At 50.9% G+C, this 17,103-nt stretch carries 14 protein-coding genes, 1 pseudogene, 1 riboswitch and 1 other annotated feature; of the genes and pseudogenes, 11 read left to right on the top strand and 4 right to left on the bottom strand.

Annotated elements, in window-relative coordinates; translation table 11 throughout:
• Window positions 1-47 precede the first annotated feature (47 nt).
• From BBI15_RS06420 to BBI15_RS06430, 3 genes are all read left to right on the top strand, one after another.
• Window positions 48-494: a Dps family protein gene (locus tag BBI15_RS06420; protein WP_068868801.1), complete on the top strand. Its 447-nt coding sequence runs from the start codon at window positions 48-50 to the stop codon at window positions 492-494.
• A gap of 67 nt (window positions 495-561) precedes the next feature.
• Window positions 562-1,020 carry an NUDIX domain-containing protein gene (locus BBI15_RS06425; protein WP_068868802.1) on the top strand — a complete coding sequence of 153 codons (459 nt, stop codon included), beginning with the start codon at window positions 562-564 and terminating at the stop codon, window positions 1,018-1,020.
• On the top strand, window positions 1,001-1,819 hold the full coding sequence (locus BBI15_RS06430) for an alpha/beta hydrolase family protein (protein ID WP_084632775.1): 819 nt from the start codon (window positions 1,001-1,003) through the stop codon (window positions 1,817-1,819). Before BBI15_RS06425 ends, BBI15_RS06430 begins: the two co-directional genes overlap by 20 nt.
• 76 nt (window positions 1,820-1,895) lie before the next feature.
• Here the strand turns inward: BBI15_RS06430 and pckA are convergent, their stop codons facing one another.
• Window positions 1,896-3,488, bottom strand: coding sequence for a phosphoenolpyruvate carboxykinase (ATP) (gene pckA, locus BBI15_RS06435; protein WP_068868803.1), 1,593 nt, complete (start codon window positions 3,486-3,488; stop codon window positions 1,896-1,898).
• 236 nt (window positions 3,489-3,724) lie between these two features.
• Window positions 3,725-3,835: riboswitch (SAM riboswitch) on the top strand.
• A 197-nt stretch (window positions 3,836-4,032) separates the two neighbouring features.
• Between pckA and metK the strand changes: the two genes are divergently transcribed.
• Window positions 4,033-5,229, top strand: a complete 1,197-nt coding sequence (gene metK / locus BBI15_RS06440; RefSeq protein ID WP_068872532.1) for a methionine adenosyltransferase — start codon at window positions 4,033-4,035, stop codon at window positions 5,227-5,229.
• Between the two features lie 35 nt (window positions 5,230-5,264).
• On the opposite strand, the gene BBI15_RS06445 is transcribed toward metK, so the two are convergent.
• Window positions 5,265-5,774: a gamma carbonic anhydrase gene (locus tag BBI15_RS06445; protein WP_068868804.1), complete on the bottom strand. Its 510-nt coding sequence runs from the start codon at window positions 5,772-5,774 to the stop codon at window positions 5,265-5,267.
• A gap of 99 nt (window positions 5,775-5,873) precedes the next feature.
• Here BBI15_RS06445 and BBI15_RS06450 point away from each other — a divergent pair, with 99 nt between their 5' ends.
• The 4 genes and pseudogenes from BBI15_RS06450 (at window position 5,874) to BBI15_RS06465 (ending at window position 10,534) form a co-directional block, all read left to right on the top strand.
• Window positions 5,874-6,671 (top strand): alpha/beta hydrolase, encoded by a 798-nt coding sequence (locus BBI15_RS06450; RefSeq protein ID WP_068868805.1) that lies wholly within the window; start codon window positions 5,874-5,876, stop codon window positions 6,669-6,671.
• A 51-nt stretch (window positions 6,672-6,722) separates the two neighbouring features.
• Window positions 6,723-7,732 (top strand): annotated as a pseudogene (locus tag BBI15_RS06455) (LLM class flavin-dependent oxidoreductase).
• 118 nt (window positions 7,733-7,850) lie between these two features.
• A complete protein-coding gene (locus tag BBI15_RS06460; RefSeq protein ID WP_068868806.1) occupies window positions 7,851-9,449 on the top strand; it encodes a pyruvate oxidase in 1,599 nt (532 codons plus the stop codon).
• A 62-nt stretch (window positions 9,450-9,511) separates the two neighbouring features.
• Complete coding sequence (locus tag BBI15_RS06465) at window positions 9,512-10,534, top strand: zinc-binding alcohol dehydrogenase family protein (protein ID WP_157101689.1); 1,023 nt, start codon at window positions 9,512-9,514, stop codon at window positions 10,532-10,534.
• A gap of 187 nt (window positions 10,535-10,721) precedes the next feature.
• Here BBI15_RS06465 and mnmM read toward each other — a convergent pair whose 3' ends face one another.
• Both mnmM and mnmL read right to left on the bottom strand, forming a co-directional pair.
• Complete coding sequence (gene mnmM / locus BBI15_RS06470) at window positions 10,722-11,291, bottom strand: tRNA 5-(aminomethyl)-2-thiouridylate-methyltransferase MnmM (RefSeq protein ID WP_068868808.1); 570 nt, start codon at window positions 11,289-11,291, stop codon at window positions 10,722-10,724.
• The gene (gene mnmL / locus BBI15_RS06475; protein ID WP_068868809.1) at window positions 11,288-12,244 is read right to left on the bottom strand and encodes a tRNA modification radical SAM protein MnmL/YtqA; all 957 of its coding nucleotides are present in this window, start codon (window positions 12,242-12,244) and stop codon (window positions 11,288-11,290) included. The genes mnmM and mnmL overlap by 4 nt, the downstream gene beginning before the upstream one ends.
• A 169-nt stretch (window positions 12,245-12,413) precedes the next feature.
• Between mnmL and BBI15_RS06480 the strand changes: the two genes are divergently transcribed.
• The 3 genes from BBI15_RS06480 to leuS all read left to right on the top strand — a co-directional run bounded on the left by BBI15_RS06480 (window position 12,414) and on the right by leuS (window position 16,509).
• Window positions 12,414-13,100, top strand: coding sequence for a CoA transferase subunit A (locus tag BBI15_RS06480; RefSeq protein WP_068868810.1), 687 nt, complete (start codon window positions 12,414-12,416; stop codon window positions 13,098-13,100).
• A gap of 18 nt (window positions 13,101-13,118) precedes the next feature.
• A complete protein-coding gene (locus BBI15_RS06485; protein ID WP_068868811.1) occupies window positions 13,119-13,772 on the top strand; it encodes a 3-oxoacid CoA-transferase subunit B in 654 nt (217 codons plus the stop codon).
• Window positions 13,773-13,816: 44 nt separating this feature from the next.
• Window positions 13,817-14,011 (top strand) — a binding site (T-box leader).
• Window positions 14,012-14,097: 86 nt separating this feature from the next.
• A complete protein-coding gene (leuS, locus tag BBI15_RS06490; protein WP_068868812.1) occupies window positions 14,098-16,509 on the top strand; it encodes a leucine--tRNA ligase in 2,412 nt (803 codons plus the stop codon).
• Window positions 16,510-17,103: the final 594 nt, after the last annotated feature.

Here is a 17,103-nt window from a genome sequence, read left to right on the forward strand (position 1 = left end):
TTATAAAGCAGAAGAGCTTAACAATAAAAAATGGAGAGTGATAGATTGTGTCAACTGCATTAAACGAAGAATTGAACGTACAAGTCGCTACATGGTCAGTGGCGTATACGAAATTACATAATTTCCACTGGTATGTCAAAGGGCCATCATTCTTTACTTTACATGTGAAGTTTGAAGAATTATATAACGAAGCGACACTTCATATGGATGAAATCGCAGAACGTTTGCTGGCACTTGGCGGCAAGCCCGTTGCTACAATGAAAGAGCAACTGGAACTATCGGTCATCGATGAAGCGACAAGCAGCGAGAGCGCGGAAGAGATGGTCGACACACTCGTTTCCGATTACGATAAGATCATGAAATCCTTGAAAAAGGGCATGGGGCTTGCGGCTGAAGACGGTGATGACATGACAGAGGATATGTTGAATGCCATCCATCAGAACTTAGAGAAGCATTCCTGGATGCTATCTGCATTTCTCGGCGAAAAGAAGTAGAATAGAGGAAATGGGCGTACGACCGTTAGCCGGTTGTGCGCCTTTTCTGAAGCCGGGAGGATGTTGGATGGAATATAGAGACTTGAACGGATGCGTTTGCCGTTTGTTTTTTGAAAAAGGGCAATCACAATTCGAAAGCCGGCATGTGCTGGTAGTGGGAAAATACAATGGAAACTGGCTGTTGACGAGGCATTCCGTGCGCGGCATTGAATTTCCTGGGGGCAAAGCCGAGCCGGGAGAATCGCTTGAACAGGCGGCCGTACGGGAAGTATACGAAGAAACCGGAGCTATCGTGAATGACTTGGAATGGCTTGCGGAATATACGGTGTATACTGATAAGCCTTTCAGCAAAACGGTATTTACGGCAACGTTCCGGGATATGGAGCAGATGGAATGGATGGAGACGGACGGCCCGGTGCTGGTACCGAAACTTGCGATCGATGATAATTACAGTTTCCTCATGCGCGATGAGGGCATGAAGGCGATTATAGAGAAGGTGAAGACTATTGAAAAATGGCGATATTGAATCGATGAGATGGTATCCTTCGCCAAACCCGAATGTGCGCTTGCGGGAAGTGACATACTGGTCCGAAGGCTTGCGCGTAAAAGGTTTATTGGCGCAGCCGAAATCAGGTGAATCCGAAAGCGCCATGTTGTACCTGCGCGGTGGCATCCAGTCCATCGGCATGGTACGTCCGGCAAGGATAGCGCAGTTCGCGGGAATGGGCTTTACCGTTTTTGCTCCTTATTATCGCGGCAATCGGGGCGGTGAAGGAAAGGATGAGTTTGCCGGCGCTGACCGCTATGACGCTGTCAATGCAGTGGACGTGCTGAAGAAATTCAGTGACGGGCCGGTTCATTTGCTGGCCTTTTCAAGGGGAGGCATCATGGCGCTTTGGACCGCGGTATTGCGAAGCGATATTTGTTCCGTCGTGACTTGGGCCGGGGTCACGGACACTGTGCTGACGTATAAGGAGCGGTTGGATATGCGCCGTATGATGAAACGGCTTTACGGCGGGACACCGAATACCGCGCTGCCTGCATTCGAAGAGCGCAATCCTTTAATGCGCATCGGGGAGAGCGATGCGTCTTACTTGATCATCCATGGCCTGAAAGACGATAATGTTTCGCCCCAGCAGGCGTTCCTGCTCGAAGAAGCATTGCAGCTCAATCATCAGCCATGTGAAACTTGGTATTTCCCGGAATACACACATTTTTTCCCTCCCACGGCGAATCGCAAGACTGCAAAAGCGCTGGCGGTATGGATGAAAGAGCAGGAGAAGCGTAAAAAGAATATTACCGAAGCTGTCCGCAATAATGCATAAGCCTAACGCGGTAATGGAGAGTAAAATAAAAAAGGCCGGAGGGAAATGAGTCATTTCCCTCCGGCCTTTTATGATGTTATTGATTATGTGTAGGGCCGCCTTTTTGGCTGATGCCAGCATCGACAGTGCCGAATTTTTCAAAGTTGTCTTTGAATTTCTTCGCCAGTTCCTGTGCTTTTTGGTCATAAGCTTCTTTATCAGCCCATGCATTGCGCGGGTTCAATACTTCAGTTGGCACGCCTGGGATTTCTTTAGGCATGTTCAAGCCGAAGACGGATTCGTGTTCCATTTCCACGCCGTTCAAGTCGCCGCGGATCGCTGCGCGCACCATCGTGCGGGTGTATGACAATTTCATGCGGCTTCCGACGCCGTAGATGCCGCCAGTCCAGCCTGTGTTTACAAGGTAGACGTCTGCGCCGTGCTCATCAATTTTATCGCCGAGCATTTCAGCGTACACGGTCGCATGAAGCGGAAGGAATGGCGAACCGAAGCATGTCGAGAATGTCGCTTCCGGTGACGTGATGCCGCGTTCTGTGCCGGCAAGTTTCGATGTATAGCCGCTCAGGAAGTGGTACATCGCTTGTTCTTTCGTCAATTTGCTGATTGGAGGCAATACGCCGAATGCGTCTGCAGTCAAAAAGACGATCGTTTTCGGGTGCCCTGCAACAGAAGGGACGACAATGTTATCGATGGCATCGATCGGGTATGCTGCACGCGTGTTTTCTGTCAACGATCCGTCGTCGTAATCCGGGATGCGCGTATCTTCGTCAACGACTACGTTTTCAAGAACCGAGCCGAAACGGATGGCATCGAAGATTTGCGGCTCGTTTTCACGGGACAAGTTGATGGTCTTCGCGTAGCAGCCGCCTTCAATGTTGAAGACGCCGTTATCGGACCAGCCGTGCTCATCGTCACCGATCAATTTGCGGTCTTCGTCAGCTGATAAAGTTGTTTTCCCTGTACCGGAAAGCCCGAAGAACAAAGCGACATCGTCATTTTTCCCGACGTTCGCTGAACAGTGCATCGGCAGGATGCCTTTTTCCGGAAGGATATAGTTCATGATCGAGAAGATGGATTTCTTCATTTCGCCAGCGTATTCCGTGCCGCCGATCAAGATGATTTTCTTTTCCATCGAAACGATGATGAAGGTTTCGGAATCCGTTCCGTCCACCGCTGGGTCTGCGTGGAAAGTCGGAGCGTAAACGACAGTGAATTCAGCTTCATGCGCCTCCAGTTCTTCCGCAGTCGGGCGGATGAACAATTGATGGGCGAACAGGTTATGCCAGGCGTATTCATTGATCGTCTGAATCGCAAGACGGGACTCAGGATCTGCGCCGGCGAAGCCTTTGAAGACGTACAAAGCGTCTTTTTCTTTCAAATGATTGAGGACTTTAGCATATAGGTTCTCGAAGATTTCAGATGAAATCGGGCGGTTGACGCTGCCCCAGTCAATTTTATCTTTCGAAATTGCCTCTTCTACCATATACTTGTCTTTAGGCGAACGGCCAGTGTACTTGCCGGTTTCGGCTTTGACTGCGCCTTCACGGGTCAATACTGCCTCCCCACGGGATGTGGCTGCTTCAACCAGTTGGGGAACGGATAATTGAGTATTGACATTGGAGCCTGCCAAAAGCTCTTTCAAATCATTTGCAAAGTTCACTGAAGTCATATATATGTACCTTCCTTTTCGTTTATTCCCAAATGAATGGGGAAGATGTATATTCGAACATTAGTATAACACATTGATGCGATTAGTCTATACTAATAACTCGAAATCTGTCAATGTTCATGATTTGTGCAATTTTATAGTAGAAAAAGCTGCATGTTTAAAAGTCCGACAATTGTTTCCGGTAAAAACGTTGACAGTGCTGGCAGCATTCCGTATGATGGGAAATTGAACGGATACTCTTATTCCGAGCTGGTGGAGGGTGCAGGCCCGATGAAACCCGGCAACCTGCTGCGCTTGCAGCGATGGTGCCCAACCTGAAGCAAGGCGAATGCCTTGGACGATAAGAGTGAAAGGTGCTTATGATGATTATTCCTTTCCTCAATGTATTGAGTGAAGGGATTTTTTTATGGAATGCCCTTAATCCTCGTGTGCAGGCTGAAAAAGCTGGAAGTTCAATTCCTTAATGGAAACGGACTTGACATGGGAAAACGAGTACCGTATCAATTTCGAGAGCAATCTCGCAGGATATAAGGAGGAACTTTTTTTGACAAACCGTCGATTATTCACATCAGAATCAGTAACAGAGGGCCATCCGGATAAGATTTGCGACCAGATCTCAGACGCAATCCTGGATGCCATTTTAGCGGAAGACCCGAACGCGCGTGTCGCATGCGAAACGACTGTAACGACAGGGCTCGTTCTTGTCGCAGGCGAAATCACGACATCGACATATGTAGACATTCCGAAAGTCGTGCGCCAGACCGTCAAAGAAATCGGCTATACACGTGCGAAATACGGATTTGACTCTGAAACAAGCGCGGTGTTGACAGCGATCGACGAGCAGTCGGCAGACATCGCGGCAGGCGTCAACGTGGCACTTGAAGCGCGTGAAGGCCAGATGACCGATAAGGAATTGGATGAAATCGGAGCAGGCGACCAAGGCTTGATGTTCGGGTACGCGTCAAACGAAACAGAAGAATTGATGCCTTTGCCGATCAGCCTGGCCCACAAACTCGCACGCCGCCTGGCAGAAGTGCGCAAAGAAGAAATCTTGCCGTATCTCCGTCCAGACGGAAAAACGCAAGTGACGATTGAATACGATGAAAACAATAAACCAGTGCGTGTCGATACGATTGTCATTTCGACGCAGCACCATCCGGAAGTATCGTTGGAGCAAATCCAGCGCAATTTGAAAGAGTACGTCATCAACGAAGTCGTGCCGGCAGAACTATTGGATGCTGAAACGAAATACTTCATCAACCCGACAGGCCGCTTTGTCATCGGCGGGCCTCAAGGAGATGCTGGTCTTACTGGCCGTAAAATCATCGTTGATACGTACGGCGGCTATGCACGACACGGCGGTGGCGCATTCTCCGGTAAAGACGCGACAAAAGTCGACCGTTCCGGCGCATATGCTGCACGCTATGTAGCGAAAAATATCGTGGCATCAGGCCTTGCCGATAAATGTGAAGTGCAACTGGCCTATGCAATCGGCGTAGCACATCCGGTATCGATTGCGGTCGATACGTTCGGGACAGGAAAAGTCAGCGAGGAAAAATTGATCGAACTCGTGCGCGCGAACTTCGATTTGCGCCCGGCCGGCATCATCAAGATGCTCGATTTGCGCCGCCCGATCTACAAACAGACAGCGGCTTATGGCCATTTCGGCCGTACGGATGTCGACCTACCGTGGGAACGCACAGATAAAGCTGAGGCTTTGAAACAACAAGCGAACGCATAAGAAAAAGCAGGCGGATATTTTTCCGCCTGCTTTTTCTATTGAAGGGATTTATAATAAGCAGCTTTTTCCGCATACTCCCGGACAATGCGTTCCATATCTTGTTTGTCCGCTTCGTTCAGTTCACGCACCACTTTTGCCGGCCGCCCGAAAGCCAATGTGCCTGGCGGAATTTTCTTGCCTTGGGCGATAAGGCTGCCAGCGCCGATAAAAGCGCCTTCGCCGACTTCAGCGCCATCCAATATGATCGAGCCCATGCCGACCAATGCGCCTTTTCTGATTTTGCAGCTGTGAAGCGTGACTTGATGGCCGATCGTGACATTGTCTTCTAGGATGAGGGGATTGTCGGGACTTTGGTGAAGCATCGACAGATCCTGTATATTGGTGTTTTTCCCGATGATCGTCGGTGCCACGTCGCCGCGGATGACCGTGTTGAACCAGACCGAGGAATTCTCGCCGATCGTCACGTCGCCAGTGACGGTCGCATAATCGGCAATGAAGGCCGATTTGTCAATGTTTGGTGATTTGTCTTTATATGGATAGATCATGGCAAAGCTCCTTTATCATTGATAAGATATAATTAGTTCTAATCGTATCAAAACAACGAAAAAGGTCAATCGATCAAGCTGTAGAGGGAGGCGCAGTTTATGTGGAAATGGCAAGCGGAAGGCGAGGCAAAAGGCGTTATCGTAATAATCCATAGCGCATATGAAGAGCATCGGCGCTATGCATGGCAAATCGAGAAATGGCGCAGGAACGGTTTTCATGTCTATATGGGCGATCTGCCAGGGCATGGGACGCAGGCTGCAGGGGATGCGGTACACCGGGAACAATTTTTCGAGTACGATAAAATGGCCGCTGAACTGCTGCGTATGGCAGCGGGCAATGACTTGCCGGTGGTGCTCGCGGGACACGGGCTCGGAGCTGCAATCGCCATCCACGCCCTTGCTGGAAACCGCCATCCGATAGCAGCGTTTATCGCCACCTCTCCATGGTTTGAATTGCAGAAAGTGCCGGGCAAGCCAACACTTGCCTTGTCGGGCATCAGCAAGCTGACCGGCAAAGGGAAAATCGACCACGGCATCGACTTGCGCCATTTGACGAGACGCAAGTTCCAGGATGATTCGGCAGAGGCCGATCGGATCCTATCGCTCAGTACACCGGCGTGGTGGAAGGAATTGCAAGGCTATCTGGAACAGGCAGCACAAACAAAGCTGGCTGATTTGCCGGTCCTGCTCCATGTCGGCCAGCGAGATTTGATTACGCGAAACACTGTTGGGCGAACTTGGCTGTCCAAGCAAGCTGTGAATGAATTCCATTTCAAGGAATGGCCATTCTGCTACCACGACTTGCTGCAGGAACCTGAGCGGGAAGAAATATTCCGGTCAGTGCTGTGTTTTGCCGAATCGGCTGTGGAATCCGAGAAGATACGGCGCAGCCAGTAAAATATCATTATACCGGCAGCTATATAAAAGATTTGGAAAGGGAAGATCAAGATGCCATTTCGTTTCAGCATATTAGACCAATCCCAGATTTCTCAAGGACAGACAGCCCGCGAAGCTTTGGCCGATACGGTCCGGTTGGCGGTTCATGCGGAACAATGGGGCTATACGCGTTTTTGGGTGTCGGAGCATCACGATGCCAAAACCTTGGCTGGTTCTTCGCCGGAAATCTTGATCAGCCATATCGGAGCTAAAACTTCTTCGATCCGCTTGGGTTCGGGCGGTGTCATGCTGCCCCATTATTCGGCATTCAAAGTGGCAGAGAACTTCAATTTATTGGAGAACCTGTACCCAGGGCGCATCGATGCCGGGGTGGGACGAGCGCCAGGCGGCATGCCAAGAGCATCGTTCGCCTTGTCGAATGGCCGCTTGCGGGATGCGGGGCGCTTTCCTGAACAATTGGATGAACTGCGCATGTATTTGGAAGGCAGCATCCCCGAGTCGCATGATTATTACGGAATGAACGCAACCCCGGTACCCCGAAAGCGCCGCCGATCTGGATGCTCGGCTCAGGTCAGGGCTCCGCGCAATTGGCCGCAGAAAAAGGCTTGCCGTATATGTTTGCCCATTTCATCAACGGGGAAGGCGGGCAGGAATTTGCCGCCAACTACAGAAACAACTTCATTTCCCATAATGGCACTGAACCGTATACGGGTTTCGCGATTTTCGCCGTTTGTCAGGAAACTCTTGAAAAAGCCGAATATATCGCTTCTTCACTCGACCTATCGCTAGCAATGGGTGCACAAGGAATGCTTTCTAACGGAACGCCGCCTCCTGAACAGGCAGTGGCTTACGAGTATTCGAAGTTCGAGAAGCTACTCGTCGCAGAAAACCGCCGGCGCATGGTCGTCGGCGACCCTGTTCAAGTGGTGGATCAATTGGAAGCGCTTTGCGCAGAATATGGCGCCGATGAAGTGATGCTCGTTTCCGTGGCCTATGATTTCAATGACAAGTTAACGACGTTCCGGTTGATCGTGGAAGAAATGGCGAAAAGGACCCCATAAAAAAGCAGCAGGCTGATCGAGAGCCTGTTGCTTTTTCTTGTTTCCCCAAAAAGGTTTAGAGCTTCGCTGGAAGGAAAAAGAAGTGAAACGACTAAAAATACAGAAAGAAGGGAAGCCCATGTTTGACCGTACCGCAGGCAGCCATGTCGTCGAGCTGTTGAAGCAATGGAATATAGAACATATTTACGGGATGCCGGGGGACTCAATTAACGAACTGATGGAGGAGTTGCGAAAAGTGGACATTCGCTTTATCCAGATCCGCCACGAAGAGACAGGGGCGCTCGCCGCATCCGCTTATTCGAAATTGACCGGGCGCATCGGCGTGTGCTTGTCGATTGCCGGTCCTGGGGCGATCCACCTGCAGAATGGCTTGTACGATGCGAAAAAAGACAAAACGCCGGTGCTCGCAATCGTCGGGCAAGTGACCAGCAGTTCGGTCGGGACCGATACGTTTCAGGAGCTGCAATTGGAATCGATGTTCGAAGATGTGTCGGTTTATAACCGCCGCGCGCAAAATGCCGAGCAATTGCCGGATATGCTCAATCAGGCTGTGCGGGCAGCTTATGCTGAAAAAGGCCCGGCTGTGCTTGTGGTGTCGGACGACCTGTTCAGCACAAAAATTAAACGGGAGAAAGAGATGACTTCGCCGGAGTACTCCGTACCGCATATCCGGGCGGCGGAAGAAGATTTGAATGAAGCGCTGGAGCTATTGGAAGCTGCAGAAAAACCCGTCATCTTGGCGGGTAAAGGCGCACAGGGCGCATCCGGCGAAGTATTGGCATTCTCGGAAAAATTAAAGGCGCCCGTCATTGCATCGCTTCCGGCAAAAGGATTGATCCCCGATGACCACCCGAACAATCTCGGGCAGCTCGGGCAGCTCGGAACGGAACCTGCGGAACAGGCGATGAAGCATGCCGATCTCGTCATCCTTGCCGGTACGGCTTACCCATACCGTGAGTATTTGCCGGAGCAGGCGCAAGCGATCCAAATCGATATCGACCCGCGCGTGATCGGCAAATATTATCCGGCTACGGTAGGCGCAGTGGGGGAACTTGGGCCGGCGCTTGCCTGGTTGACAAGTAAACTCGGTGAACAAGATCCAGCATTCTTGGAGCAGTACCAAGAGAAAAGAAGCGCTTGGCACGATAAGCTGCGTGCCGATATCGACAAGCAAACGGATGTGCTGCAACCCCAGCAAGTGCTGGGGGAAGTCCAGCGCATCATGGAGCGGGACGCAGTCGTCTCCCTCGATGTCGGCAGCATCACCATCTGGACAGCGAAATACTTGCAGCTGACCGGACAAAAATTGGTGTTATCTTCCTGGCTCGGCACGATGGGGTGCGGCTTGCCGGGGGCCATCGCGGCAAAACTGGCCTATCCGGAAAGACAGGCTATCGCAATTGTCGGGGACGGCGGATTTTCCATGGGCATGCAGGATTTTGTCACCGCGGTGAAATACAAGTTGCCGATGATCATTGTGATATTCAATAACCAGAAGCTTCAATTGATTGAAGATGAACAGAAAATGGCGGGCAATAAGCCGACAAATGTCGAGCTGGCCAATATCGATTTTGCTGCGTTCGCCATCGCTTGCGGCGGGGAAGGCTACACGGTGAAAACACGCACCGACTTGCAGGAGGCTTTATCGAAAGCGAAAGCAAGCAATCAGCCTGTCGTCATCGATGCATACGTGGAAGACATCTCGGCTGTATTGTAGAACGGTTGGCTACGGCACATCCGACATGAATGAAAGGAAGGCGAAATGATTTGACTTCAAAAATGACAGCATTAGGATTCTATAAACCGGGAAATATCGAGCAGCCACCTGAATTCGAAGCGGTGGAATTGGATAGGCCTGAACCGGAAGGGCACGATTTGCTCGTTGAAGTGAAAGCGGTATCGGTGAACCCGACCGATTACAAAACGCGTGATTCGAAAAAACCGGACGATGATTCCTTAACGATTGTCGGAAGGGATGTCGCGGGTGTTGTGGTATCGACCGGAAGTGATTGTTCATTGTTCAAAGAAGGCGATGAAGTGTTTTATGCCGGAACCAATGTCCGGGCAGGCGGCCATAGCCAATTTCATTTGGTCGATGAGCGCATCGTGGGCCATAAGCCGAAAAAATTGGATTTTGCCCAAGCGGCCGCATTGCCATTGACGGGATTGACAGCAATGGAAGCCTTGTTTGTGCGTTTGGGCATTTCGAAAAACCCACAGGACAATAAAGGCAAAAATATCTTGATCATCGGCGCTGCAGGCGGTGTCGGTTCGATCGCCACGCAAATCGCCAACTTGGCCGGGCTCACTGTGATCGGGACGGCGTCTAGGCCGGAAACGGTTGAATGGGCGAAAAATCACGGTGTTCATCACACGATCAACCACCACCGGGAATTGTTGCCCCAACTGAAGGAATTGGATATCGACGGGGTAGACTATATCTTCTGCCTGACGAATGTCGATGACCATATGGAAGGCATGGCTGAAGCAATCCGGCCTCAAGGAAAAATCTGTTCGATTTTGCCGGCGTTCGAACCGTTGGAACCATCCTTGTTTGGCAAAAGCGTCACCTTTGTCTACGAATTGATGTACACGCGCTCCATGTACCGAACGGAAGATATGATCGAGCAACATCATTTATTAAATGAATTGTCGGAATGGGCAGACAGCGGCAAGGTCCAGTCGACGCTCAATGAAACGATGGCACCGGTCAATCCGGCAAACTTGAAAGAAGCATACGGAAAATTGATGTCAGGCAAAACCATCGGGAAAATCGTTCTCGAGGGTCCTGTTGAGAAATAGACAAAAGAGCAGCGCGCAAATGCACGCTGCTCTTTTCAGCTTGTCGTATCAAGGTTTCTCGAGGGAGTCGAACGAACGCTTCTCCAAATACTGAGATAATTCGTTGATTTTTAATTGTGGAATAGTGTCATACTCTTTTCATTTATAGAAGATTATAGACTTCTTCAACACTCTTTCAATTTAACGATTATTTCTTTCGGCGCTGCTGTTTTTTCTCGATTGCGACTAAAAACGGGGGGGAATGCCGTTGATTGATGAATTCATATTTCATGACATCGTAGCGGGTTTGCGGCAGTTGCTTGACGTAATCCATCACAGCGTCGCGCTCTTCACTGCCGCCGTCGTGTCCTGAATAAATGACCACCAACACCAAGCCGCCATCTTTCAAGCGCTCCAGGCATTGTTCAATCGCCTGCAAGGTGCTATTTGCTTTAGTGATGATCGCGTGGTCGCCTTTTGGCAAATAACCGAGGTTGAAAACGGCAGCCGCGATCGATTCCGTAACGTATTGATCGATTTTCGCGTGGCTGTCGCAAATCAATTCGACATGACGAAACGCTTCTGTGCGCTGTCTCGTCGCTTCGATCGCTTGTTGCTGGATATCGAATGCGTAGACTTTTCCGGAGTCACCGGTAAGCCCAGCCAGGAAATGGGTATCATGCCCATTTCCGGCAGTGGCATCTACCGCTGTATCGCCTTTTTGGACAACTTGTTCAAGCAAAGATTTAGTGAACGGCAAGACGCGCTGCAAAGTCATATAATCACGCTCCCTGCATAATGCTTGCCTTGCCAGCTGCCTCGGGTTTCGAGTTCTTTATCGATGCCATTCAGCACTTCCCATTTATTCGTGCTCCACATCGGGCCGATCATCAAATCGATCGGGCCATCGCCGGTGATGCGCTGGACGACCATGCCAGGCGGGATGATTTCAAGCTGGTCGGCGACGAGTTGGATATAGGCGTCCTTTTCCAGGAATTCAAGCATGCCTTTTTCATATTGCTTGACCATCGGCGTGCCTTGGAGCAAGTGCAGCAGATGGATCTTGATGCCTTGTACATCGAGCTTTGCGACTGCCTGTGCGGTTTCCATCATCATGTCCCGGTCTTCAAGCGGCAAGCCGTTAATGATGTGGCTGCAAATATTGATGCCATGTGCGCGGAGTTTGTCGACACCTTCTTTGTATGTGTCAAAGTCATGCGCCCGGTTGATGAGCTGCGCAGTGCGCTCATGGACAGTCTGCAGCCCGAGTTCTACCCATAAATACGTGCGTTCGTTAAGTTCGGCCAAGTATTCGACGACTTCATCCGGCAGGCAGTCAGGCCGTGTGCCGATGCTGATGCCGACGACATTGTCCTGTGCGAGTGCCGCTTCGAATTGTCTCTTGATGACCTCGATCGGCGCATGGGTATTCGTATACGCTTGGAAATAAGCAATGTATTTAGCGTCTTTCCATTTGCGGTGCATTTTCGCCTTCACTTGCTCGAACTGGACGGGGATCGGGTCCACCCGGTCTCCGGCGAAATCACCAGATCCGGCGACGGAACAAAATGTGCAGCCGCCAAAAGCGACCGTGCCATCGCGGTTCGGGCAATCGAATCCGGCATCGAGCGAGATTTTCATGATCTTTTCGCCGAACTGACCGCGTAGATGGCGGTTCCATGTATAATAGCGCTTCCCGTCACTCGGGAAAGGAAATTCGTTGTCCATCATAAAACCCTCCTCAGCTGACATTATACCACGCTGCCGCCATCGGGAAAGGCGCCTATAATCATGTCAACATTGTCCTTGTTGCGTTTACTACGGACTTTTGGTTAAATTGGTAATGGAAGCGTTTTATTGAAATAAAATTCAGTTAATGTTGCAGAGGGGGAAACGCGCGATGAAACCGATTTACAATTCTGCCAAAGAGGCAGTCGAACCGATACAAGACGGCGCCACCATCATGGTTGGGGGATTCGGGCTGGTCGGGATTCCGGAACAGCTGATCCTGGCGCTCGTCGATAAAGGGGTAAAAGACCTTACCGTCATTTCCAATAACTGCGGCGTCGATGAATGGGGCCTCGGGTTATTGCTGAAAAACAAGCAAATCAAAAAAATGATCGGCTCATATGTCGGGGAAAACAAGGAATTCGAACGTCAAGTACTGTCCGGAGAAATCGAAGTCGAATTGACACCGCAAGGAACGCTCGCTGAAAAGATGCGCGCAGGCGGGGCCGGCATTCCGGCATTCTTCACACCGGCAGGCGTCGGTACCACTGTGGCAGAGGGTAAGGAAATCCGTGAATTCGGCGGCAAAGAGCATGTGCTCGAAATGGCATTGACAGCTGATTTTTCGCTGGTGCGTGCACATACAGCCGATAAAATGGGCAATCTTGTCTACAACAAGACTGCACAGAACTTCAATCCGCTAGCGGCAGCTGCCGGTAAAGTGACGATTGCGGAAGTTGAGCATTTGGTGGAAATCGGGGATATCGACCCGAACCATGTGCAAACGCCAAGCATCTACGTGCAAGGACTGTTGCAGGCAGACCAGGAAAAACGAATCGAGCGTTTGACGACGCGTTAAGAAAGGATGGGGACAACAGTGGACAAACAGGCTATCAGAGAACGAATCGCAAAACGTGCGGAAAAGGAAATCAACGATGGAGATTACGTCAACCTTGGCATCGGCATGCCGACCTTGGTTGCAAACTTCATTTCCGATAATAAACAAGTGGTCTTGCAGTCTGAAAACGGGCTCCTCGGAATCGGACCGTATCCGACTGAAGACCAAGTCGATCCCGATTTGATCAACGCCGGGAAAGAAACCGTCACTACGATCCCGGGCTCCGCATTCTTCACGAGCGCAGAGTCATTCGCGATGATTCGCGGCGGGCATATCGATGTCGCGATCCTTGGCGGCATGGAAGTTGCAGAAAACGGAGACTTGGCTAACTGGATGATTCCAGGGAAAATGATCAAAGGCATGGGCGGCGCGATGGACCTCGTGCACGGCGCGAAAAAAGTCATCGTCATCATGGACCATGTCTCGAAGGATGGTTCAGCGAAAATCAAGAAAGCATGTGATCTGCCGTTGACCGGTAAAGCGGTAGTCAATTTGATCATCACGGAACGGGCGGTCATCGAAGTGACGGATTCCGGCCTTGTGCTGAAAGAAGTATTCGAAGGCCATACAGTAGACGAGGTCGTCGCTGCAACCGATGCCGAGTTGAATACAGACAGCGTGAAAGTACACTGAGCTATTGCATAAAGACAGGCGCTCAGCTAAAATGGAATCAATAGCAAATGGCCGTGAAGAGGAGTAGTAGAGCATTTTTGCATCAAAGAGAGCCGGCGGGTGGTGCGAGCCGGCATGCAGGATGGTTGAACTCGCCTTGGAGTCTGCGCAGTGATTGCGCCGTTTTCCGCGTTAAGGAATCAAGTTGGGCGAGCAATCGCTAATTTGGGTGGTACCGCGGGAAAAATCCCGTCCCTTAGTTTTAAGGGGCGGGATTTTTTTATTTTGCTAAAGAATATGCAGGACATGCGGGCATCCGCTTGTATTTAGAGGAGGAAAATAGGAAATGTCTTTCAACCACAAGGAAATCGAAAAGAAATGGCAAAAGCACTGGCAGGAAAACAAAACCTTCAAAACGAAAAACACGCCGGGCAAGGAAAAATTCTATGCACTCGATATGTTCCCGTATCCATCAGGTGCCGGCCTTCACGTCGGGCATCCGGAAGGCTACACAGCGACCGATATCTTGAGCCGCCAAAAACGCATGCAAGGTTACGACGTGCTCCATCCGATGGGGTGGGATGCGTTCGGTTTGCCGGCTGAGCAATACGCGCTTGATACCGGAAACGACCCAGCGGAGTTCACGGCGAAAAACATCGAGACCTTCAAGCGCCAAATCCAGGAACTTGGCTTCTCCTATGATTGGGACCGTGAAATCAACACGACCGACCCGAAGTATTATAAATGGACGCAGTGGATCTTCATCCAGCTTTACAATAAAGGCTTGGCATATGTCGATGAAGTAGCGGTCAACTGGTGCCCGGCACTTGGCACGGTGCTCGCCAATGAAGAAGTGGTCGACGGGGTTTCCGAGCGCGGCGGCCATCCGGTCGAACGCCGCCCGATGCGCCAATGGGTGTTGCGGATTACGGAATATGCAGACCGCCTGCTTGAGGACCTGGAAGAACTTGACTGGCCGGAAAGCTTGAAAGACATGCAGCGCAACTGGATCGGAAAATCCGAAGGTGCGGAGCTTGAATTCAAAATCGATGGCACTGGGCTTTCATTCCGCGCATTCACGACGCGCCCGGATACGATTTTCGGCGCAACTTACGCGGTGCTTGCCCCGGAACATAAATTGGTCGGTGAAATCACGACATCTGAACAAAGCGAAGCAGTTGCCGAATATATCGACAAAGTGAAAACGAAAAGCGATTTGGAACGTACCGATCTCGCGAAAGATAAAACGGGTGTCTTCACTGGAGCTTATGCGATCAATCCGGCAAGCGGCGAGAAAATGCCGATCTGGATCGCCGATTATGTCCTCGCGACTTATGGGACAGGCGCAATCATGGCCGTGCCGGCACACGATGAACGGGATTACGAATTCGCGAAACAATTCGGGTTGCCGATCGTTGAAGTCGTCTCTGGCGGCAATATCGACGAAGAAGCGTACGCCGGCGACGGCGAACTCGTCAATTCCGGTTTCCTTGACGGTTTGAACAAAACGGAAGCGATTGGAAAAGCGATCGACTGGCTCGAAACTGAAGGCGTCGGCGAGAAGAAAATCACGTACCGTTTGCGCGATTGGCTGTTCAGCCGCCAACGTTATTGGGGTGAGCCGATCCCAATCATCCACTGGGAAGACGGCACGATGTCGCCTGTTGACGAAGCGGACTTGCCACTCGAGCTTCCGGTCACAACGGACATCAAGCCGAGCGGGACAGGCGAATCGCCGCTTGCCAATATCGAGGAATGGGTCAATGTCACGCATCCCGAAACCGGCATGAAAGGCCGCCGCGAAACGAACACGATGCCGCAATGGGCCGGCAGCTGCTGGTATTATTTGCGCTTTATCGATCCCGTTAACGACGAAGCCATCGCGGATCCGGAACTGTTGAAACGCTGGCTTCCGGTTGATGTCTATATCGGTGGTGCGGAACACGCCGTCCTTCACTTATTGTATGCGCGTTTCTGGCATAAAGTGTTGTATGACCTTGGCGTCGTACCGACGAAAGAGCCGTTCCAGAAGTTATTCAACCAGGGGATGATCCTCGGGGAAGGCAACGAAAAAATGTCGAAATCCAAAGGCAATGTCGTCAATCCGGACCAGATCATCGAAAGCCACGGCGCGGACACGCTGCGCATGTACGAAATGTTCATGGGGCCGCTTGAAGCGTCGATCGCCTGGTCAACGAACGGGCTCGACGGATCACGCCGCTTCCTCGACCGCATCTGGCGCTTGCTGGTTGAAGACGGAACGATCTCAAGCAAAGTCGTTGAACAAAACGACGGCAAACTGGAGAAAGTGTATCATCAGACTGTCAAGAAAGTAACCGAAGACTTTGACGGCCTGCGCTTCAATACGGCGATTTCGCAAATGATGGTGTTCATCAACGAAGCCTATAAGGCGGACAATTTGCCGAAAGAATATATCGAAGGCTTCGTGAAGATGCTGTCGCCGATCGCGCCGCATTTGGCCGAAGAGCTTTGGAATAAACTCGGGCATAGCGAAACGGTAACGTATGAAGCATGGCCGACGTTTGATGAGTCGAAACTGGTTGACGATGAAATCGAGATCGTCGTCCAAGTAAACGGCAAAGTGAGAAGCAAGCTGACTGTCGCGAAAGACAGCACGAAAGAACAACTGGAAGAAGCGGCGCTCGCCGACGAGCACGTCCAAAAGGCGGCAGAAGGCAAGCAAGTGCGCAAAGTCATTGCCATTCCAGGTAAATTGGTTAATATCGTTGTAGGATAAATAATGAAAGCCGCCAGGGAGATCCCCCTGGCGGCTTTTCTATTGTGATTCGAATATGAATGTGACAAGGAAGATTAAAGAAGTGAGTGGAAAAGTGTCCGCTATTCGACTGCACTCCAATGGCTGCTTTGGGCTCGCAGGATGCGAGTCATGCAGCTGATGCGACAGGACGTCGCGTTTTCAGCTGCCCGGGGATGGGGTGGGTATTGAGCCAAGGTGGCAAAGAGCGCCACCTTTGTCTCGCCAGCCCGCGCAGTTCCCCAGGAGTCAGCCATTTCTGCTCCGTCTCTAATTTTAGAGTGGAAGGTAAATTATTTAGCTCACTCAGCAGAAGGTGTGAAGATGCATCATATTCTAAAACTTGATTCAACCAGGTTAGAGAATGAAGTGACGTCGGTCTTCAACTGTTAAATAAAATAACAATTGTATCAATTCAAGGACTGACCAGTCAGATGCTTCATCTCAGGAAGCGATTTCCCCACTAGTCGGCAACTAGATACAGAAGCAGACCTGCGTAAACAATCTTCACACAACGAAATTGCCCAGCCGCCGAGCGTTAAGGGTGAGCCGACGCAATAAGACAGGCGTTCTTCC

Origin of the sequence: Planococcus plakortidis, assembly GCF_001687605.2 — a bacterium.
Lineage (GTDB): Bacteria > Bacillota > Bacilli > Bacillales_A > Planococcaceae > Planococcus > Planococcus plakortidis.